Annotated in this window: 23 protein-coding genes; 14 read left to right on the top strand and 9 right to left on the bottom strand. The window is 68.1% G+C overall.

All coding sequences use genetic code 11. The features are described from left to right. Window positions 1–164: 164 nt before the first annotated feature. From SPI01S_RS05405 to SPI01S_RS05375, 7 genes are read right to left on the bottom strand one after another with little or no spacing between them, the layout of a single operon-like run. A complete protein-coding gene (locus SPI01S_RS05405) occupies window positions 165–1154 on the bottom strand; it encodes a type II secretion system F family protein (protein WP_066719322.1) in 990 nt (329 codons plus the stop codon). A 5-nt stretch (window positions 1155–1159) separates the two neighbouring features. Next, window positions 1160–2140 carry a type II secretion system F family protein gene (locus SPI01S_RS05400; protein ID WP_066719321.1) on the bottom strand — a complete coding sequence of 327 codons (981 nt, stop codon included), beginning with the start codon at window positions 2138–2140 and terminating at the stop codon, window positions 1160–1162. A 7-nt stretch (window positions 2141–2147) separates the two neighbouring features. After that, window positions 2148–3422, bottom strand: a complete 1275-nt coding sequence (locus tag SPI01S_RS05395; RefSeq protein WP_066719319.1) for a CpaE/TadZ family protein — start codon at window positions 3420–3422, stop codon at window positions 2148–2150. Then, the gene (locus SPI01S_RS05390; protein WP_066719317.1) at window positions 3419–4051 is read right to left on the bottom strand and encodes a CpaD family pilus assembly lipoprotein; all 633 of its coding nucleotides are present in this window, start codon (window positions 4049–4051) and stop codon (window positions 3419–3421) included. The genes SPI01S_RS05395 and SPI01S_RS05390 overlap by 4 nt, the downstream gene beginning before the upstream one ends. A gap of 23 nt (window positions 4052–4074) precedes the next feature. Beyond that, a complete protein-coding gene (locus SPI01S_RS05385; RefSeq protein WP_066719314.1) occupies window positions 4075–5655 on the bottom strand; it encodes a type II and III secretion system protein family protein in 1581 nt (526 codons plus the stop codon). 1 nt (window position 5656) lies between these two features. Beyond that, window positions 5657–6691: a Flp pilus assembly protein CpaB gene (gene cpaB, locus SPI01S_RS05380; RefSeq protein WP_066719356.1), complete on the bottom strand. Its 1035-nt coding sequence runs from the start codon at window positions 6689–6691 to the stop codon at window positions 5657–5659. 56 nt (window positions 6692–6747) lie between these two features. Next, window positions 6748–7224, bottom strand: a complete 477-nt coding sequence (locus SPI01S_RS05375; protein WP_066719312.1) for an A24 family peptidase — start codon at window positions 7222–7224, stop codon at window positions 6748–6750. A 48-nt stretch (window positions 7225–7272) separates the two neighbouring features. Here SPI01S_RS05375 and SPI01S_RS05370 point away from each other — a divergent pair, with 48 nt between their 5' ends. From SPI01S_RS05370 to SPI01S_RS05340, 7 genes are all read left to right on the top strand, one after another. Next, window positions 7273–8211 (top strand): alpha/beta fold hydrolase, encoded by a 939-nt coding sequence (locus SPI01S_RS05370; protein WP_066719310.1) that lies wholly within the window; start codon window positions 7273–7275, stop codon window positions 8209–8211. After that, complete coding sequence (locus tag SPI01S_RS05365) at window positions 8208–9281, top strand: NAD(P)/FAD-dependent oxidoreductase (protein WP_066719307.1); 1074 nt, start codon at window positions 8208–8210, stop codon at window positions 9279–9281. Before SPI01S_RS05370 ends, SPI01S_RS05365 begins: the two co-directional genes overlap by 4 nt. 54 nt (window positions 9282–9335) lie before the next feature. Then, complete coding sequence (locus SPI01S_RS05360; protein ID WP_066719304.1) at window positions 9336–10106, top strand: FadR/GntR family transcriptional regulator; 771 nt, start codon at window positions 9336–9338, stop codon at window positions 10104–10106. Between the two features lie 95 nt (window positions 10107–10201). Beyond that, window positions 10202–10612 (top strand): acyl-CoA thioesterase, encoded by a 411-nt coding sequence (locus SPI01S_RS05355; RefSeq protein WP_066719353.1) that lies wholly within the window; start codon window positions 10202–10204, stop codon window positions 10610–10612. Window positions 10613–10643: 31 nt separating this feature from the next. Beyond that, on the top strand, window positions 10644–11321 hold the full coding sequence (locus tag SPI01S_RS05350; protein ID WP_066719301.1) for a hypothetical protein: 678 nt from the start codon (window positions 10644–10646) through the stop codon (window positions 11319–11321). Window positions 11322–11385: 64 nt separating this feature from the next. After that, window positions 11386–12348 carry a bile acid:sodium symporter family protein gene (locus SPI01S_RS05345; RefSeq protein WP_066719298.1) on the top strand — a complete coding sequence of 321 codons (963 nt, stop codon included), beginning with the start codon at window positions 11386–11388 and terminating at the stop codon, window positions 12346–12348. Further along, window positions 12348–13322: an NAD-dependent epimerase/dehydratase family protein gene (locus tag SPI01S_RS05340; protein WP_066719296.1), complete on the top strand. Its 975-nt coding sequence runs from the start codon at window positions 12348–12350 to the stop codon at window positions 13320–13322. The genes SPI01S_RS05345 and SPI01S_RS05340 overlap by 1 nt, the downstream gene beginning before the upstream one ends. Before the next feature lie 11 nt (window positions 13323–13333). Here the strand turns inward: SPI01S_RS05340 and SPI01S_RS05335 are convergent, their stop codons facing one another. Continuing rightward, entirely contained in the window at window positions 13334–13672 is a 339-nt protein-coding gene (locus SPI01S_RS05335; protein WP_066719294.1) for a hypothetical protein, read from the bottom strand. A gap of 271 nt (window positions 13673–13943) precedes the next feature. Between SPI01S_RS05335 and leuC the strand changes: the two genes are divergently transcribed. The 4 genes from leuC to SPI01S_RS05320 all read left to right on the top strand — a co-directional run bounded on the left by leuC (window position 13944) and on the right by SPI01S_RS05320 (window position 17238). Next, window positions 13944–15386: a 3-isopropylmalate dehydratase large subunit gene (leuC, locus tag SPI01S_RS05330; protein WP_066719291.1), complete on the top strand. Its 1443-nt coding sequence runs from the start codon at window positions 13944–13946 to the stop codon at window positions 15384–15386. Window positions 15387–15406: 20 nt separating this feature from the next. Further along, window positions 15407–15547 carry a hypothetical protein gene (locus SPI01S_RS22135; RefSeq protein ID WP_157084572.1) on the top strand — a complete coding sequence of 47 codons (141 nt, stop codon included), beginning with the start codon at window positions 15407–15409 and terminating at the stop codon, window positions 15545–15547. A gap of 97 nt (window positions 15548–15644) precedes the next feature. Next, complete coding sequence (gene leuD, locus SPI01S_RS05325; protein ID WP_066719289.1) at window positions 15645–16274, top strand: 3-isopropylmalate dehydratase small subunit; 630 nt, start codon at window positions 15645–15647, stop codon at window positions 16272–16274. Further along, complete coding sequence (locus SPI01S_RS05320; RefSeq protein WP_174539076.1) at window positions 16237–17238, top strand: NADPH:quinone oxidoreductase family protein; 1002 nt, start codon at window positions 16237–16239, stop codon at window positions 17236–17238. The genes leuD and SPI01S_RS05320 overlap by 38 nt, the downstream gene beginning before the upstream one ends. On the opposite strand, the gene SPI01S_RS05315 is transcribed toward SPI01S_RS05320, so the two are convergent. Beyond that, window positions 17235–18401, bottom strand: a complete 1167-nt coding sequence (locus SPI01S_RS05315; RefSeq protein ID WP_245653486.1) for an alpha/beta fold hydrolase — start codon at window positions 18399–18401, stop codon at window positions 17235–17237. The two genes, SPI01S_RS05320 and SPI01S_RS05315, sit on opposite strands and share 4 nt — an antisense overlap. 129 nt (window positions 18402–18530) lie before the next feature. On the opposite strand from SPI01S_RS05315, the gene SPI01S_RS22130 reads away from it, so the two are divergent. The 3 genes from SPI01S_RS22130 (at window position 18531) to SPI01S_RS05305 (ending at window position 19353) form a co-directional block, all read left to right on the top strand. Beyond that, window positions 18531–18683, top strand: coding sequence for a hypothetical protein (locus SPI01S_RS22130; RefSeq protein WP_157084571.1), 153 nt, complete (start codon window positions 18531–18533; stop codon window positions 18681–18683). Between the two features lie 105 nt (window positions 18684–18788). Further along, a complete protein-coding gene (locus tag SPI01S_RS05310; RefSeq protein WP_066719345.1) occupies window positions 18789–19112 on the top strand; it encodes a DUF1476 domain-containing protein in 324 nt (107 codons plus the stop codon). Window position 19113: 1 nt separating this feature from the next. Beyond that, window positions 19114–19353, top strand: a complete 240-nt coding sequence (locus SPI01S_RS05305) for a BolA/IbaG family iron-sulfur metabolism protein (RefSeq protein WP_066719286.1) — start codon at window positions 19114–19116, stop codon at window positions 19351–19353. Window positions 19354–19356: the final 3 nt, after the last annotated feature.

Raw genomic sequence — 19356 nt, 5'->3', positions numbered from 1 at the left:
GCGGCGGCCGCCACTGCTGCTGGCAAGGCCGAGCAGCCAGCCGGCCACCAGGGCAAGCGCCAGACCGATGAACTGCAGCGGCGTGGTGTAGGGTAAGTCGTTCATAAGTCAGGCTCCGGGCATCCCGCCCACAACCTGCTGCGGCGCCTAAGGTTCCGTCCGCGTCAATGCATCAGCGAATCGTTGATCGAGCAGGCGGCGGGGCCGAGGATCACGATGAACAGCACGGGCAGGATGAACAGGATCAGTGGAACGGTCATGATGGCGGGCAGCCGGGCGGCCTTTTCCTCGGCGCGCATCATCCGTTCATTGCGGAATTCTGCAGAAAGCACACGCAATGCCGAGGCGAGGGGTGTGCCGTACTTCTCGGTCTGGATCATCGTCGTGACGACGCCGCGGATCGCTTCCAGGTTAATTCGCATCGCCATGTTCTCGAACGCGGCGCGACGATCGGTGAGGAAGCCGAGCTCGATCGCGGTCAGCGAGAATTCTTCTCCTAGTTCGGGATAGGCGCGGCCCAGTTCCCTGGCGACGCGGCTGAAGGCGGCGTCCACGGTGAGGCCGGCTTCGGCGCAGATCACCAGCAGGTCCAGCGCGTCGGGCAGGCCCTTGCGAATTGCGTCGCTCCGCTTCTGGATGCGGTTCTTCAGATAGAGATCGGGCGCCTTGTAGCTGAGGAGAAAGCTGCCGGCGACCAGGCCATAGGCCTTGAGCGGGCTCCAGTCGGCGAACATGTCGGTGCCATAGACGAAGTAGAGCATCGGCCCGCCGACGACGATCGGCAGCACCAGCCGGCCGAAGATCACGCCCACCGCCCATTCGCGGCGGCGGATGCCGGCCTGGAGCAGCTTGACCTGCGCCACCTTGACCTGTTCGTCCTGCAGCACCTTGAGCGTGCTGAGCAGGCTGCGGATGCGATCGGTCGTGTCGCTGCGCTGCACCAGCTTGGCGCGGCGCTTGGACGGCGCGGCGGCAATGCCTGCCTTCAGCTGTTCACGGCGCTCGTTGAGGGCCTTCACCCGGCGGGACATCGGGTTGCGCACCGTCGTCGCGGCATAGATGGCGACGAGCACGGAAAACGCAGCGACCGCCGACAGGATCGTTGCGACCAAGGTAACGTCGATGCCGAGCAGGGTGGGGCCGGTGGGTTCCATTGCCGTCAGATCTCGAAATTGACCATCTTGGCCATGATGAAGGCGCCGAGCGCCATCCAGATCAGCCCGCCGCCGCCGGCCACCATCAGCCGCTGATCGAGGAAGAACTTCATCATATACTCGTTGTTGATCGACCAGATCAGCGCAAACACGATGAACGGCAGCGCGCCGACGATGATGGCGGAGGCCTTGGCTTCCGACGACATTGCCTTGATCTTCAGCTTCATCTGCGCGCGCTTGCGCAGCACGTCGGACAGGTTGCTGAGCGTTTCGGCGAGGTTGCCGCCGGTCTCCCGCTGGATCTGGATGGTGATCGTGAAGAACTGGAATTCCGGCGTGCCCAGCCGGTCCGCAGTTTCCTGCAGCGCGGCGTCGAGCGTGCGACCGATCTTCATCTTGTCGCTGATCGCGCGGAATTCCTCGCCCACGGGCCCGGGCATCTCGACGCCGACCACGCCGATCGTCTCGGTTACCGGAAGGCCCGATCGCAGGCCGCGGACCAGCAGGTCGATCGCGTCCGGGAAGTTGGCGGTGAACCTGGTCACGCGGCGCTTGATCAGGAACCCGACCACGAAATGCGGAACGCCGAGGCCGACGAACAGACCGAACACCAGCGAGAGGAGCAGCGGCGCGCCTTCGAACAGCAGCAGCGCGAACACGGCAAGCGCCAGTCCCAGCGTGGCGAGGCCGTACTGGCCGAGCGTCCAGCTCTTGCCGGTCATCGCCAGCCGCTTCTCCAGCTGTTCCTGGTTCGGCAGCAGCCGGGCGAAGGTAAGCTCGAAGCCGCTCGCCTGCGCGGTGGAGATGCGGCGAAGCTGCGCTTCCATCGCATTGGCGCCGGTGGCGCTCACCATATGCCGGTCGCGCAGCGACGTCAGGCGCCGGGCGCTGGCCCGCTGTGCCGAGGGCCCCGACAGCGCGAGCGCCAGCAGCACCAGCACCGCGGCGGCGCCCAGACCCAGCATCAGGAGCGGGAGCAGCGGCATCGGCCGGTTACTTCTTCTTGCTCGCCATCAGCGCCTTCAGGTCGCCGAACTTGCTGAACAGCGAACCGCCCCTGGCCGTGTCCTTTCGCTCGCCATCCTCGCCGGCGTCGGTGATCTCCAGGACCCGGCGGGCGAGTTCGCCGATCGGGGCTAGGCCGCGATGGGTGCGGCCCACTTCTGCCATCGGCTTGCCCAGCTTGGCGGCCTGGCTAGCGATCTTCGGTTCGAACGGTACGGCGAAGTTGATCTGGCGCTCGATCGAGCCTTCGAAGTCCTTGCGGCTGATCTCGATCAGCGCCGGCTGTTGCATCTTGTTGGCGAGGATGAAGACCTGGGTCTGCGGCGCGTTCGACTTGAACCAGCTGAGGATGCGGATCGTGTCGCGCGCGGCGGCGAGGGTAAGCTCGGTCACCAGCACCGCCACCTGCATGTCGGCGATGAGGTGCGGGTGCTGCACCAGCATCTGCCGCGGCAGATCGGTGACGGTGCATTCGAACGCCCCGCGTATCTCTTCCTGCAACTGATAGAAGGCGGCGCCGTCGCCGGTCATCGGCGCGCTGATCGGCGCCTCGGCCGATAGCACCGCGAGGCGTTCGGAGGCGCGGACCATCGCGCGTTCGATGAACAGCCCGTCGATGCGGCTGGGATTCTCGATCGCATCGGTCAGGCCGCGGCCGGGCTCCAGGTCGAGCGCCAGCGCGCCGGTGCCGAAATGCACGTCGAGGTCGAGCAGCGCCGTGGTGCGGCCTTGCCGCTCGCCCATCAGCCAGGCGAGCGAGGTCGCGATGCTGGTGGCGCCGCAGCCCCCGCGGGTGCCGATCACCGCCACCGCACAGTGGGGCCGGCCGGCGCTCGCGTCACTCTGCTTCGGCGCCGCCAGCGCGGTCTGCGCCTGGAGGAAGGCGTCGCGCAGCATGTCCGGGTTGATCGGCTTGAGCAGATAATCCTGGATGCCGCTGGCGATCAGGTCGCGGTAGAGCCGCACATCGTTCACCGCGCCGGCAGTGAGCACGATCGTGCCGGGCTCGCACACTTCGGCGAGCGCGTTGATGTCGTTGAGCGGATCGCCCGATTCGGACAGGTCGACGAACAGGATGTGCGGGCTGGCGGAGACGGCGAGCGTCTGCACCGCATTGCGCAGGCCGCCCTTGTTGACCTTTTCCGGTGACCAGCCGAGCTCGACGGCGATCGGCCGCATCAGCTCTGCGGTCGCCTCGTCGCAGACGAAGCCGGCGAACGGCTCGCGACTCGCAGCGCGGGCAGGGTTGAAGGGGGCGTTCACTTGGGGCCTCCTGCCGAGTCGGCCTTCACCGTCGTGCCGCCGGCGCCCGAAGGCAGGGCGGCGCGATAGGCGCCGATCGCCTTGGTCATCGTCATCGGATCGGCGGTGGGAGAGCCGGGTGCACCGCGGACGAGATCCGCAGGGTCGGCGACCATCGCGGCGAGATTGGACGCGGTGGCGCAGCCGAAGTTGGAGCTGGTGCTCGCGTCCGCAGTCATTCCGCTCGGGTGCGCATAATCGGGGCAGCCTGGGACGTTGGCGGTGGTGCGGGTGAGCACCACGCGCACGATATCGGGGGTGTTCGGGCGGCCGGTGGCCGGTGCGCGATCGGCGAGCATCAGCCCGTAGCGCCCCGCTGCCGCCGCCACTTCGGCGCGGCCGGTGCTGCCCTCGCCGCCATCGTCGATGGCCAGCCGGTCGCCGTAGCGCAGGTTCATCGCCCCCATCCATTCGGCGAGGCGCCGGTCTTCGCCGGGCGCCAGCCGGCCGCCATCGGCCTGCAGGTCCAGCGTCAGGTCCTGGCGGGCGACGATCGGCTGGTGCACCGAATCGAGGCTGCCGTTATAGCCGGCACAGCCCGCCAGCAGGAGGGCGGGGGCGAGAAGGGCGAGAGCGGGACGCGGGAACAAGGCGGTTCTCCTCGAGGGGCGCATCACAGGCCGAAGCCCGGTGCGGCCGCGGCGTTCTTGGACTTGCGCGCCGGGGCGGGCGGCGCGATCGGGCCGGGCGCCAGCGCTTCGGTCGCCGGCGCGGCGCTGGACGGCGCCATCGACGGCATCGGGCGCTCGCCGCCGGTCTTGCCACCGGCCAGCGCGCCCATGAAGATGCGGTCGAAGTCGTTCGGCGCCTTGTAGCCGTCGGTCGGCAGGCGGATCTGGTTCGCGTTGACCGGGCGCACCAGATAGGGGGTGATCACGATCACCAGCTCGGTCTCGTTGCGCTGAAAGGCATTGGAGCGGAACAGCGCACCGAGGATCGGCATGTCGCCGAGGCCGGGCGTCTTGGTGATCGAGTTGTTGTGGGTGTTCTGGAGCAGTCCGCCGATCACCATGCTCTCGCCCGAGCCCATCTCGACGGTCGTCTCGCTGCGGCGGGTGGTGAGCGCGGGGATGGTGGTGTTGGCCAGCGTCACCGCCCCCGAAGAGGAGAGCTGCGACACTTCGGGCCGGACGTGGAGCGAGATGCGCCCGTCCGCCAGCACCGTGGGGGTGAAGGCGAGGCTGACGCCGTATTGCTTGTACTCGACCGTGGTCGTGCCGAGCGCCTGGGCGATCGGGATCGGGATCTCGCCGCCCGCGAGGAAGTTCGCGGTCTCGCCCGACAGCGCGATGAGGCTGGGCGAGGCGAGGGTGGAGACCTGGCCGATCGTCTCGCCGAAATCGAGGCTGGCGAGCAAATCGGTGCCGAGGAAGTGCCCGGCGGCGCCGAGCAGCGTGTTGCCCGTGCTGGGCGCGGGGAAGGTGAACACCTGGCTGCCCTTCAGCGCACCGCTCGCGGGATCCTGCGTGTCGCCGGTCCAGTTGGTGATCGTCCCCTGCTTGCCCTGGTTGATCCCGAACAGGAAGCTGCCGCGATCGCGGTTGGTCAGGTTGACGTTCATGTTCTTGACGAAGCTGCGGCTCACTTCGGCGAAGCGGACCTGCAGCTGCACCTGCAGCGGCGTGGCGGTGCGGAGCCGGTTGACCACGCCGATCTTCAGTGCAGCATTGGCGTCGTTGAGGTTGATGCCGGGGTTGAGCAGGCTGGTGACCAGCCGCTGCGCCTGTTCGCTGTCCTGCGGCGAGCGCACGGTGCCGTTGAGCACGGCGATCTGGCCGACCGTCGTCACGGTGATGTCGGAATCGGGCATTGCCGCCTTCATCATCGTGTCGATGCTGCTGATGTTCTGGCTGACGCGGACGTTCGCCGAATAGACGATCGCGCCGCTGGCGCTGGTGGCGAACACGGTCGCCTCGCCGAACGCCTTGCCATAGAGATGCAGCTGGCGGGCGCTGGCGACATAGACGTCGGCGACGCCGGGGTTCGACGTCCACACATTGGCGGCGGCGGCGGGCAGCGTTACCAGCTCGCCCTCGCCGATCGAGAGCAGCACTTCGCGGGCCGGGCGCTGGCTGCCGGCGGGCAGCTGCGCCATGCGGGTGACCGGCTTGGCGGTTCGGCTCTGGGCGAGCGCGGGCTGGGCGGAGAGCAGGACGGCAAGGGCCGCCGCGCCGAGGGGAAGGGTGCGCTGCATCTCAGTTCTTTCCGCCAACGGGGACGAGGCTGGCATCGCTGCCGCGCACGACGCGCACCACCGGGCCGATCGATTGCGCCGCCGCAGGCGCGCCGACCATCGGCGCGGGTGCGGAGGCCATCATTCCGGCAGGCCCGGCTTCCTTCGCCGGCACGCTGCGACGCTGGAAGCGCGAGACGTCGGCGCCGGTGACATAGGAGTCGTTCTCGTCCTGCGGCCGGCTCGTGGCGCGGGCGAGGAACGCCTTTTCCTTCTTGGGATCGTCGGGCACGCTCACCGCGCCGCTGGCGATCGCCTCGTCGAGGTCGCCCTGCGTGTCCGCGAGCGAGCGCAGCGACAAGGATAGGGTGCCGACGGTCTGCGCGACGGCGATCTTCTCGGCGATCTTGGGCGTCGCCTCGACCGTCACGGTCGAATAGGCGGTGACCACGGTCTTGCCCTTGTCGTCGGTCTGCTTGTCCGTGCGCTGGTCGGTGGCGAGCACGCGCAGGTTGCGCAGCACCGTTTCCGAAGCGCGCAGCGGCGGGCCTTCGCCGCTCACCGTCTGGGTCAGGATCAGGTCGATATGGTCGCCCGGGAAGACGAAGCCTGCCACGGCGCTCTGGGCCGAGACGGGCACGGTGACCGCCCGCATGCCGGGGCCAAGCGCGGCGGCGAGGAAACCGCGGTCGCCGGGCTTGACCAGCGCACCCTGCGTCACCGGCTGGCCGGCGGGAATCGCGAAGCGGACGACGGTGCCCTGCAGCTTGGCGGGCTCGCTCTGGCCGCGGACATAATAGGCGCCTTCCACCAGGTCCTTGGGCCAGGGGCGGAATTCGAGTGCGGTTGCGTCGAGGATCGTGCCCACCGGCAGCGCGCGCTTGGCGACCAGCACTTCGGTGGTGTTGACCGGCGGCGGCGGGGCCGCGGCGACGCCCTGCGCCATCGCCCCGGCGGCGGGGGCGCCCGAACCGAGCACCAGGCTGCGGGCCATGAACGCGGTCACGGCCGCGACCACCAACGCTCCCACGAGCAGCAACAGCCTACGTGCGTCCATGCTGAATTGCGCCTTCTCGAACTTTTTGGCCGACCCGGTTGTGGCGGCGTTAAGTATCATCCAATCCGGTTAAGAATCGGTTCGTACAGGACAATCAGGGCGCCGACGGCGATGGCTACGCCGTACGGCACCTCGATCGGCGTTTCGCGCTTCGGACGGCGCAGCTTGCCGTGGAGCAGCATCGCCAGGGTGAGCACCCCGCCGAGCAGCGACATCAGCACCAGCATCCGCAGCAGCGGGACGAGCGGCAGCCACAGCGCCAGCGCACCAATCAGCTTCACGTCGCCCCCGCCCATCATGCCGACGGCGAACACCGCGACGAACAGGCCGAAGACAAGCGCGGCGCATCCGATCTGGATGGCAATGTCCGGCCACGGCGCCATGCCCGTCGTCCACCACCACAGCGGCGCGCCGAGCGCGATCGCCGCGTTCTTGGCGTTGGCGATGGTGCGGAAGCGAATGTCCTCGATCCCGGCGGATACCAGGAGCAGCGCAAGTGCGCCGAGCAGACAGGCCTGGAAGATCGCCCCCATGGCCCAAGTGGGTAGACGGACCGGCTTACGAAACCGTAACCACGCCACATGGCAGTTTCCCGGAATTTTACCCGCCAGGTTCCCGCAGGCGCAGTGGTGGACCGCTGGGCGGCGCCCGACGGCTGGCCGCTCCGTCGCTTTCACTGGGCGGTCGAGGGCACGCCGCGGGGCAGCATCCTGTTCCAGACCGGCCGCGGCGACGTGTTCGAGAAATATCTGGAATGCTTCGCGTACTGGCACGCGCAGGGCTGGACGATCACCGCCTTCGACTGGCGCGGGCAGGGCGGGTCGGGACGACTGACGCCCAAGGCAAATTGCGGGCATATCGACGACTTCGGCATCTACATCGCCGACCTGCACGCCTTCGCTTCCGCATGGACGGCGGCGGCGCCAGGCCCGCATGTGGTGATCGGCCATTCGATGGGCGGCCATCTGGTGCTGCGTGGACTGGTGGAACGCGCGATCACGCCCGATGCCGCGGTGCTGGTCGCGCCCATGCTGGGGGTGCGCAGCGCGCTGGGCAGGCTGGCGGCACCGATGGCGCGGCTCCTTTCGCGGCTCGGCGATCCGCGCCGCCCGGCCTGGAAGGGTAACGAGAAGCCCTATACCACCGAGACCCGCGCCAACCTGCTGACCCATGATGCCGATCGCTACGCCGACGAACTCTGGTGGCAGGCGCAGGACCGGTCGCTGCTGACTGGCGCTCCAAGCTGGCAATGGTTGGTCGCAGCCTTCCGGTCGATGGCCGACCTGGAGGCGGGGCCGATCGAGGCGGTGGACACGCCGCTGCTGCTGCTCGTCGCCGAAGCGGACGGGCTGGTCGACGCCCGCGCCGCGCTGCGCATCGCGCCGCGGCTGCCGAACGCGGAAATGCTCCGCTTCGGGCCGGAGAGCGCCCACGAGATCCTGCGCGAGGCCGATCCGGTGCGGAATCGTGCGCTGGCGGCGATCGATGGCTTCCTCGATGCACGGGCGCCGCGCCGGTGAGTGCATTCGATGTTGCGATCGTCGGCGCCGGCATCGCGGGCGCGAGCCTCGCCGCCGAACTGGCGCCGCATGCGCGGGTGTTGCTGCTCGAGGCGGAGGATCGTCCGGGCTATCATGCGACGGGTCGTTCGGCCGCCTTCTGGTCCGAGACCTATGGCGGGCCGGATGTCCAGCCGCTCACCACTGCCTCCGGGCCGATGTTGCGCGCGGGCGGGTTCCTCGATTCGCTCGGCGAACTGCATCTCGCCCGCACCGGCGACCAGCGCCGCGTGGATGCCTTCCTCGCCGCCTTCGAGGGCCGCGGCCTCGACCTGGAGATCGTGGATCCGCGCACGATGGTGCCGGGCCTGCGGGCCGAGTGGTCGCTCGGCGTCCACGAGCCGGGCTGCGCCTATATCGACGTGGCCGCGCTGCATCAGCATTTTCTCGCGCGCGCGAAGGCGGCGGGAGCCGCGCTCCATTGTTCGGCCGCGCTCGTCGGCGCCGCGCGCGCGGACGGCGCCTGGCGGCTGGAAACGCGGGCCGGCGTTTTCATCGCCGATCTTCTCGTCAACGCCGCCGGCGCCTGGGCGGATCAGGTCGCGGCGCTGGCGGGCGTGCAGCCGATCGGTCTTCGCCCCTACCGCCGCACCATGGTGCAGCTGCGCACCGACCCCGCACCCCCCACGGGCTGCCCGCTGGTCAGCGATCTTGGCGGCAGCTTCTACTTCAAGCCGGAGGCGGGCGGACGCCTTTGGCTGACGCCGCATGACGAAGTGGATAGCCCACCCTGCGACGCCGCGCCCGAAGAGATCGACGTCGCCACCGCTATCCATCGGTTCGAGCAGGTGGTGGACTGGCGCGTCGCGGCGCTCGAGCATCGCTGGGCCGGGCTACGCAGCTTCGCGCCAGACCGTCGCCCGGTCTATGGCTTCGAGCCGGCGACGCCGGGCTTCTTCTGGTGCGCCGGGCAGGGAGGCTTCGGGATCCAGACCGCACCGGCTGCCGGCCGATTGGCCTGCCAGCTGCTGCTGGGCCAATCCCCGGGGCTCGACCCGGGTCGCTATCTCCCTGATCGCTTTCGGAATTGATTGGTAAGGCCAAAGGCTTTGCGAAAATCCGCCGCTCGCCTATGAGAAAGGGTGATGAAACTCAATCGAAGCAAACTCTACCAGCGCGTTGCCGCATCGATCGCGGACGGTATCGAGGGTGGCCGCTGGGCCCCCGGCACGCGGCTGCCCGGCGAACGGGACCTTGCCGAGGAATACAAGGTCAGCCGGCCGACGATCCGCGAGGCGATGATCGCGCTGGAGATGAAGGGCTGGATCGAGGCGCGGCACGGCTCGGGCCTCTACGTCACGCACCGCGACAGCTCGGGCGGGCTGCGCGAGGATGCGCTGAACCTGGATATCGGCGCCTTTGATCTCACCGAGGCGCGGATCCTGTTCGAGGGCGAGGCGGCGGCGCTGGCGGCGGTGTCGATCACCCCCGAGCAGCTGGCCGAACTCGATCAGATCGCTGCGGAAATGGCCGATCCCGCGATCGGCAACGCGACGCTGTTCGATGCCGACCACCGCTTCCACATCGCGGTGGCCAATGCGACGGGCAATGCGGCGATCCGCAGCGTGGTGGAATATCTGTGGGAGCTGCGCACCCGCTCGCCGCTCTGCGCCAACATGTTCGATCGCGCGCGTCGCAACGGCGTGAACCCGCGCTATGACGAGCACCGCCCGATCCTCGACGCCCTCCATGCGCGCGATCCGCACGGCGCCCGCGCGGCGATGCGGCGGCACCTGCGCGGCGTGGTCGACGACTTGCTCGAAGCGACCGAGCTGGAGCTGCTGGAGCGCGCCCGGCACGAACTCGATGCCCGGCGCGACACGCTGGCAAAGCGGCTGGAAATCGGCCCGGCCTGACGGTCTGCCGCTACGGCATCCCCGCTTCGCATGTTTATCGCCGATTCGGTGGCCGGTGAGTCGCTTGTTGGGCGCGGTTGGTCTATGATGCCCGGGTGAGCAACACCGCGATTCCTTTCGAATTCCGGGTCGACGTCGCCCAGGACGACATCGACTTCATGGGACATGTGAACAACGCCTCCTACCTGAAATGGGTGCAGGCGGCGGTGGTGAGCCACTGGCAGGCGCTGGCCCCGGTGGAGGCGGTGGCCGAGCATCTGTGGGTCGCGCTCAAGCACGAGATCACCTATCGCCGCCCGGCCTTCCTGGAGGACGACGTGGTCGCCACCGTGCTGCTGGAAAAGGTGCAGGGCGCGCGGGCGTTCTACGAGACGATCATCCGCCGCGGCTCCGAGGTGCTGGCCGAGGTGAAGTCGAGCTGGTGCTGCCTCGATGCCGAGACCAAGCGGCCGGCGCGGCTCGCCAAGGACGTGATCGACCATTTCTTCATCAAGGTGGCTGATTGACGGAAACATTTCAGACGCATAGCGTCTGACGATGTTGTCCGCGTTCCGCCGCCGCTATCTCGACCTGCTGGGGTCGATCTACATCTATAACGAGCATCGCGGCTATACGAGCATCGATCGGGTGCTGGAGGCAGTGCGTGTTCGTTCGCCCGACGATCATGCGCTGATCGCCGCGATCGAGAAACACCGCGCCGACGAACGCAAGCACTACCAGATGTTCAAGCGCTGGTTCGAGCTGCAGGGGCGGATGCCGCTGACGGTCGACCGGACCTGCGGACATATCGACCGCTTCGTCGAGATCATGTTCCGTCGCACCATCGATGCACTGGATACGCAGAAGCTGATCGAGGACGATGCCCAGTTCGAGAAGCTGTGCCGGGTGATCTCGCTCACCGAGCGGCGCGGCCACCGCCAGGTCCATGTCCTGCTGAACCATCCGGCCGTGCTGGGCGACAAGGTGCTCACCCGCATCTTCCGCATCATCGAGAAGGACGAGCCGAGCCACTGGGCGCCCTATGATGGCTGGCTGCGCGCGAACGGCAAGCGCGAACCCCGCTGGTGGGAGCGCGCGGTCGACAGCTTCATCCATTCCGAGCTGCTGTTCGTGAAGCTGCCCTTCCTGTTCCTCAACCCATTCGTGCGGCGGCGCACCGACTGGGCGGACGCGGGCGAAGGATTGCATCCGGTGCAGGCGTTGGCTGCGGCCTGAACGCTTGCGCGCACGCACGGTCGCGCGCATTGGCGCGCGCAGTTTCCATGGTGCGAGTACCCGCATGGCTGCCCTTCGTCGCTGGATCGATCCCTATCTGCTGCTGCTGCTGGGCACGGTGGGGCTGGCCGCGCTGTTCCCCGCACGCGGCATCTGGGCGAGCATTTCGGACGAGGCGGTGACGATCGCGGTGGCGCTGCTGTTCTTCCTCTACGGCGCGCGGCTGGCACCCGCGGCGATCTGGGCGGGGCTCACCAACTGGCGGCTGCAACTGACGGTGTTTCTCAGCACCTTCCTGGTCTTCCCGCTGCTGGGCATCGGCGCCTATGCGATGGCCGGCCAGTTGCTGCCGGGGGGCATCGCGCTCGGCATCCTGTTCCTGTGCCTGCTGCCCTCCACCGTGCAGTCGTCGATCGCCTTCACCTCGATCGCGCGCGGCAATGTGCCTGCCGCCCTGTGCAGCGCCTCGCTGTCCAACCTGATCGGGGTGATCATCACCCCGCTGCTCGCCGCGCTGTTGCTGCCGCACGGCAGCGGCGCGGGCTTCTCGCTGGCGCAGCTCGAATCGATCGCGATGCAGATCCTGCTGCCGTTCGCGGCGGGGCAGGCGGCGCGGCCGCTGATCGGCGCCTTCATCCTCAAGCACCGCACGCTGACCATGGTGGTCGATCGCGGGTCGATCCTGCTCGTCGTCTATGCGGCGTTCAGCGAGGGCATGGTCGCGGGCGTGTGGAGCCGGGTGTCGCTCACCGATCTCGCGCTGGTGCTGGCGTTCAACGCGGCGCTGCTCGGCATCGTGATCGCGGTGACGATGATCGGCAGCCGCAAGCTGGGCTTCTCGACCGAGGACGAGATCGCCATCGTCTTCTGCGGCTCGAAGAAGAGCATGGCGAGCGGCATCCCGATGGCGACGATCCTGTTCCCCGGCGGCGCGGTGAGCCTGATCGTGCTGCCGCTGATGATCTTTCACCAGCTCCAGCTGTTCGTCTGCGCGGTGCTGGCGCGGAAATATGGGGCGCGGCCCTGATGCGGGTGCTGCTCACCGGGTCGTCGGGCTGGCTGGGGCGCTTCCTCGCGCCGATGCTGCGACAGGCGGGGCACGCGGTGATCGGGCTCGACATGGCGCCGGGCACGGACACGCAGGTGCTGGGATCGGTCGCCGATCGGGCGCTGGTCGAGCGGGTGTTCGCCGAGCACGGCATCGAGGCGGTGATCCACGCCGGCGGCCTGCACAAGCCGGACATCGTACGCTATCCGGCGCAGAACTTCCTCGACGTCAACGTCGCCGGCACGCTGAACCTGCTCGAATGCGCGAAGGCGGCGGGGCACGACCGGTTCGTCTTTACCTCCACCACCTCGCTGATGATCAGCCAGGCGATCCGCGACGAGGGCGGCGACGCGGCGGTGTGGCTCGACGAGGCCGGCGGCTCGCTCGCGCCGCGCAACATCTACGGCGTCACCAAGCTCGCCGCCGAGGGGCTGTGCCGGATCGCCTGGGCGGAGCATGGTCTGGCGACGATCGTGCTGCGCACCAGCCGCTTCTTCCCCGAGGACGACGATACCCACGCCGTCCCCTCGGGCGAGAACCTAAAGGCCAACGAACTGCTCCACCGCCGGCTGACGGTGGAAGATGCGGCGCGCGCGCATCTGGTGGCGCTGGAGCAGGCGCCCGCGGTGGGCCACGGCGTGTTCGTGATCTCCGCACCAACCCCGTTCGCGCGGGCGGATTGCGCCGAACTGAAGCGCGAGGCGGCGGCGGTGATCGCGCGGACCTTTCCCGATGCGGCGGCGCTCTACGCCGCGCGCGGCTGGACGCTGCCCGCCAGCATCGGCCGGGTCTATGATGCCGGGCTCGCCGAGCGCGTGCTGGGCTTCCGCTGCGAGACGGACTTCGCCGCGGTGCTGGCCGCGCTGCGGGACGGCGCACCGCTGCCGTTCGCGCACGATCCGGCCTATGTCTCGCCCAAGGAACGTGGCGGCGGGCAAGGGATCGGTCGCTGACGAACCGCCGGTCAGTGGCCGCGCGACATGACGAACAGGTACAAGAACATGCCGAGGCCGACCGAGAGCAGCAGCGGCGCTGCGTGGCGATACCGGTTGATGTCCTTGCGGATCGGTTTGCCGGTGAAGCGAGCGTCCACGATGCTGCCGGTGGCGTAGAAGGAAGCAAATCCCGCCAGCCCGATCACGAGGAAAGTGAGCACCAGCGGCAGCAGCGATCGCGCCGCCAGCTTGTCGGCGAGCGCCGCCACGCCCCCCAGCGAGAACAGGCACAGCGCGGTGAGGTGCTTGAAGTAATCGTACAGCAGGGTGGCGCCGTCATGGTTGGTCGAGGTTTCTTCTTCGTCCATTGCTCTGCCCCAAAAGCACCTTGTGCAGCAGCTATGCGGCCTTGGAGGCAAGGTTCGCAAGAATAAGCTCGAACGGGACCATCCGGACCCGATCCGCAGATGTTTCGGCGCGGGCGAGTCCGCGTGTTATTCGAGCGGAGGACTGGATGTAGACGATCTTGGATGCGACGCGCCGGCGATGCTCAACCCCATCCCCGCTAGATGCGACGATCGGCAGCAGAAAATGTCTCCAAAGCTTGCATATGCGCACGATTCGATTAAAGCGCCGGCCATGTCGCGTGAACCCCGCACCCTGTACGAGAAGATCTGGGCCGACCATGTCGTCGAGCGCCGGGACGATGGCACCTGCCTGATCTATATCGATCGGCACCTCGTCCACGAAGTCACCAGCCCGCAGGCCTTTGCCGGCCTCCGCGCGGCGGATCGCAAGGTGCGCCGCCCCGATCTTACCCTCGCGGTGCCCGATCACAATCTGCCGACCACCCCGCGCGTCGATGCCGCCGGCAACGCGCTGCCGATCGCCGATCCGGCCAGCGCCGGCCAGCTCTCCGCGCTGCGCGGCAATGTCGCCGAATTCGGCGTGCCCTATATCGACGCGCTCGATGCGCGGCAGGGGATCGTCCATGTCGTCGGGCCCGAGCAGGGCTTCACGCTGCCCGGCGCGACGCTGGTCTGCGGCGACAGCCACACCTCGGCGCATGGCGCGCTGGGGGCGCTGGCGTTCGGCATCGGCACCAGCGAGGTCGAGCATGTGCTCGCCACCCAGACGCTGCTGCTCAAGCAGTCGAAGACGATGGAAGTCCGCGTCGACGGCAAACTCGGCCACGGCGTCAGCGCCAAGGACGTGGTGCTGGCGATCATCGGCAAGATCGGCGCGGCCGGCGGCACCGGCTATGTCATCGAATTCACCGGCGAGGTGATCCGCGACCTTTCGATCGAGGGGCGGCTGACGATCTCCAACATGTCGATCGAGGGCGGTGCGCGCTCGGGCCTGATCGCGCCGGACCAGAAGACGTTCGATTACCTGAAGGGCCGCCCGATGGCGCCGACCGGCGAGGCGTGGGACCGCGCCGTCGCCTATTGGAAGACGCTGCCGACCGATCAGGGTGCCGTCTACGACAAGGTGGTGACGCTCGACGCGGCCGACATCGCGCCGTCGCTCACCTGGGGCACCAGCCCCGAGGACGTGGTGCCGATCACCGGCTTCGTGCCTGATCCGGAGAGCTTTGCCGATCCCTCGAAGCGGGCCGCCGCGCAGCGCTCGCTCGACTATATGGGCCTCACCCCCGGCACCGCGATGCAGGACATTCCGGTCGAGCACATCTTCATCGGATCGTGCACCAACAGCCGGATCGAGGATCTGCGCGCCGCCGCCGCGGTGGTGAAGGGTCGCAAGGTCGCCGATCGCATTCGCCAGGCGCTGATCGTGCCCGGTTCGGGGCTGGTCAAGCGACAGGCCGAGGCCGAGGGGCTCGACCGCATCTTCGTCGAGGCGGGCTTCCAGTGGCGCGAGCCGGGCTGCTCGATGTGCCTGGCGATGAATCCGGATAAGGTTCCCGCCGGAGAACGTTGTGCTTCCACTTCGAATCGCAATTTCGTAGGACGCCAGGGGCCGGGTTCCCGTACCCACCTCGTCTCGCCCGCGATGGCGGCGGCGGCGGCGGTGACCGGGCACCTGACCGACGTTCGCGAGTTGATGGCGAACAACGCGTAACGGATAAGGGGAGAGACGCCGTGAAAAAGGCGCTCGTCGCATTGATTGCCGGAACGATTCTGAGCGGGGTCGCCGCTGCCTATGCGGGTGCCTACCCGCGGCCGGAGACGCCGATCAAGACCATACCGGCGCTCGAACGGGTCGTCGCCGCACCGCGCTGAGCGGGCGGCCGATTGCCGGAAACTGGGATGGCCGCCGGCCATTCGTTAGGAAAGCTGTGCCCATGCATCTGAACACCGTGTCGGCGGAGCGCCGCTGATGGAGCCGATCCAGCAGGTTTCGGGGCGCGCCTACCCCTGGGGCGCCAAGAACATCGATACGGATATCATCATCCCCGCGCATTGGCTGAAGACCACGACGCGCGAGGGGCTGGGCAAGGGCGCCTTCGAGAGCGTGCGCGCGGAGCCGGGCAATCTGTTCGACGATCCGCGCTATGCGGGTGCGCCGATCCTGGTGGCGGGCGAGAATTTCGGCTGCGGCTCCAGCCGCGAGCATGCCGCCTGGGCGCTGGCCGATATGGGCATCCAGGCGGTGATCGCGCCGAGTTTCTCGGACATCTTCTCGGGCAACGCGTTCAAGAACGGCATCGTCACCGTGGTGCTGCCCCAGGAGGCGATCGACCGGCTGGTCCAGGTAGCGACCGCCAACAATATCACCGTCGACCTCGAGACGATGACCGTCACCACCGACTTCCAGGACCGCTTCGCCTTCGAGCTCGACCCGTTCCGCCGCGACTGCCTGATGCAGGGGCTGGACGAGATCGGCATGACACTGGCACAAGATACCGCGATTTCGAAATTCGAATCCGCGGTTGCGCATGAACGCCCGTGGATCGCTGCAGGAGGCGGACATGAAGGCGTTGCTGTCGAAGGCATCGGGCGGACCTGAAACTCTAAGCCTTGAGGACGTGCCCGATCCCGTTCCGGGCAAGGGCCAGGTGCTGGTTGGTGTGCGCGCCTGCGCGATCAACTATCCCGACGTGCTGATCATCGAGGACCGCTACCAGTTCAAGCCGCCCCGGCCGTTCGCGCCGGGCGGCGAGATCGCCGGCGTGGTCGAAGCCGTGGGCGAGGGCGTCACCGACTGGGCGCCGGGCGACCGGGTGATCGCCGTGCCGGGCCATGGCGGGCTGGTCGAGAAACTGGTGCTGAGCCCGGCGCAGCTCTACCGCCTGCCCGAGGGCCGCAGCTTCGAGGAAGGTGCGGCGCTTCTGCTCACCTATGCGACGACGATTCATGCGCTGCTCGATCGGGGCAAGCTGAAGGCCGGCCAGACCCTGCTGGTGCTGGGTGCTGCGGGCGGCGTCGGCCTCGCGGCGATCGAGCTGGGCAAGGCGTTCGGCGCGACGGTGGTGGCAGCGGTTTCCTCCGAGGAAAAGGCCGAGGCCGCGCGCGCGGCAGGGGCGGATGCGACGCTCGTCTATCCGCGCGGGCCGCTCGACAAGGATGCCTCGAAGGCGCTGGCCGAGGCGTTCAAGGCGGCGGTCGGCCCCAAGGGCGCGGACGTGGTCTATGATCCGGTCGGCGGCGACTATGCCGAGCCGGCGCTGCGCGCGATCGGCTGGGAGGGGCGCTATCTGGTGGTGGGCTTCCCGGCGGGCATCCCGAAACTGCCGCTCAACCTCACCCTGCTCAAGAGCTGCGACGTGTGCGGCGTGTTCTGGGGCGCCTTCGCCGCGCGCGACCCGCAGGCGAACCGCGCGCATGTCGACACGCTGTTCCGGCTGTGGCGCGAAGGCAGGATCGCACCGCGGGTGACCGAGGTGTTTCCGTTTGCCGAGGGCGGCGCGGCGATCGCCAAGATGGCGGCGCGCGCGGTGATCGGGAAGGTGGTGGTGCGGGTAGCGGCCTAGGACGTCCGGCAATAGGGCGCCGCGGCCGCGGAGGGGGCGAAGGCCGGCGTGCGCGCCGCTGCAATCGGCCGCACCGCCAGTAGCGCCGCCAGCGTCCGGCCTTGCTCCTCGATCATCGGCAGGTGGCCCGAATTCTCGAACCAGCAGAGCATCTTGGCCGGTGCGTGCAGGCGCTTGAGCCAATCCGCAGCGATCGAGGACGGCGTGGTGCTGTCGTACCGCCCGAGCAACAGCACCATCGGCACCTCCAGCCGGGTGAGCTGGGTGAACGATATGTCGGCGAGGCGCGGCCACATCGTCGTCGCGGTGAACGCGCTGCCCTTGCCCCAGTCGGCGCGGTCCTGCGGCGTGTAGAGCGGGGACAATTTGGTGGAAGCGAAGTAGAAGTCGGCATCGGGGCGCTGCCCGGCGAGGGACCCGTAGCGGTTCGCCCATTTGCGCCAGGCGTCGGCCTGTTCGATCGTGAACGGTCCGCTATTCGGATAGGGTTGCAGCGCGGTGATCGCGCGCACCGCGTCTTCGTCGCCGCGTTCGCGCGCGCGCTGGAGCGTGTGCGCCATGCCGACCCGCTCGTTCTCGCGAAAGTCGATCAGCTGGCCCATGCCGATATAGGCGTGGAGCAGGTCGGGCCGCTTCTGCGCCACCGCCAGCCCGACGGCCGAACCGAAGCTGTGGCCGAGCACGAACACCTTGCGCTTCCCCAGCCGGGCGCGCAGCTGTGCGATCAGTTCGATCGCGTCGTCGCGATACCGCTCGAAGGTCAGCGTCTCGGCGATCTTCGCGGCATCGTTGAGCGCGTAGGATCGTCCGGCGCCGCGCTGGTCCCACTGCACGACGGTGAAGAAATCCTCCCATGGCCGCTGGAAGCTCCACGCCATCGGCATTTCGACCGAGCCGGGGCCGCCATGGATGTAGAGCAGCACCGGGTTCGCCTTGTCGGCACCGCGGATGTTCACGACCTGCCGGGCGCCGCCGATGTCGAGGACCAGCGTTTCGTCGATGCCGTTCGGCGTCACGATCTTCTGCACGTCGGCGATGATGGCGCGTGCCGGTTCGAGCCCGTCGGCAGATGCGGCTGCAGGGCGCGCCGACATCATCGATTGCGGCTGCGCGATGGCCGGACTGCACGCGGCGATCGCCATGAATAGCGTGATCTTGCTCACGTTTTCCTTCATTGCAACCTCTCGGTCGGACGGGCAAAGCCAGTTGGCCTAGGCGCAGTGGCAAAGGTCCGTTGGTGTTCTGATCCAGGAGAGATTGCATTTCCTGGTCCGCACTTGCAACGTGTCGCCATGGCGGACGTGATCGAACTCGTATTCCAGTGCTTTTGGGAAGGCGGCGTCGAGTTCTTCTACCGGCGATGGGGATGGCCGGGTGCGATCGCTGCGATACTCGCGCCTTTCGTGATTGTTGGCGGCGTGATCGCGGTCTTTCGAGACTCTTGATCCCGGCAGCAAGGCGGTGCTCGCCCTCGCCATCCGGAACCTCCCCCGTTGCCAGCGTGGCCCCGCCCTCCTATCTCGGAGCCGAGTTTAGGTAAGGGGCTTATGATGACCACATTCGACGATCGCGAGCGGGCGTTCGAGGCGAAGTACGTGCGCGACGAGGATATGGCGTTCCGTATCACCGCGCGCCGCAACAAGCTGCTCGGCCAATGGGCCGCCGCCAAGATGGGCCTCACGCCCGAAGAGACCGACGCCTATGCCAAGGCCGTCGTCCAGGCCGATTTCGAGGAAGCCGGTGACGAGGACGTGATCCGCAAGCTGCTCGGCGACATGCTCGCCGCCAATGTCGAGATCGACGACGCCACCGTGCGCCGCGCGATCGAGGAGCAGACCGTCGAGGCCCGCCGCCAGCTGATGGAATCCAAGTAACATGCCGATGCCCGCTGCCGAGATCGAGGCGCTGATCCGCGCCGGCATTCCCGATGCCCAGATCGAGATCACCGATCTGGCCGGCGATGGCGACCACTATGCAGCGCGCGTCGCCGCCCCCATGTTCCGGGGCATGCCGCGCGTGCGGCAACACCAGGCCGTCTATGCGGCGCTGGGTGGACGGATGGGCGGCGTGCTCCACGCGCTCCAGCTGACCACCGAAGCGACGCCCGAGGAGTAAGCA

Origin of the sequence: Sphingomonas pituitosa NBRC 102491, assembly GCF_001598435.1 — a bacterium.
GTDB lineage: Bacteria > Pseudomonadota > Alphaproteobacteria > Sphingomonadales > Sphingomonadaceae > Sphingomonas > Sphingomonas pituitosa.
Note: the sequence above shows the minus strand (reverse complement) of the source record. Positions and strands in the feature narration are given on the sequence as shown.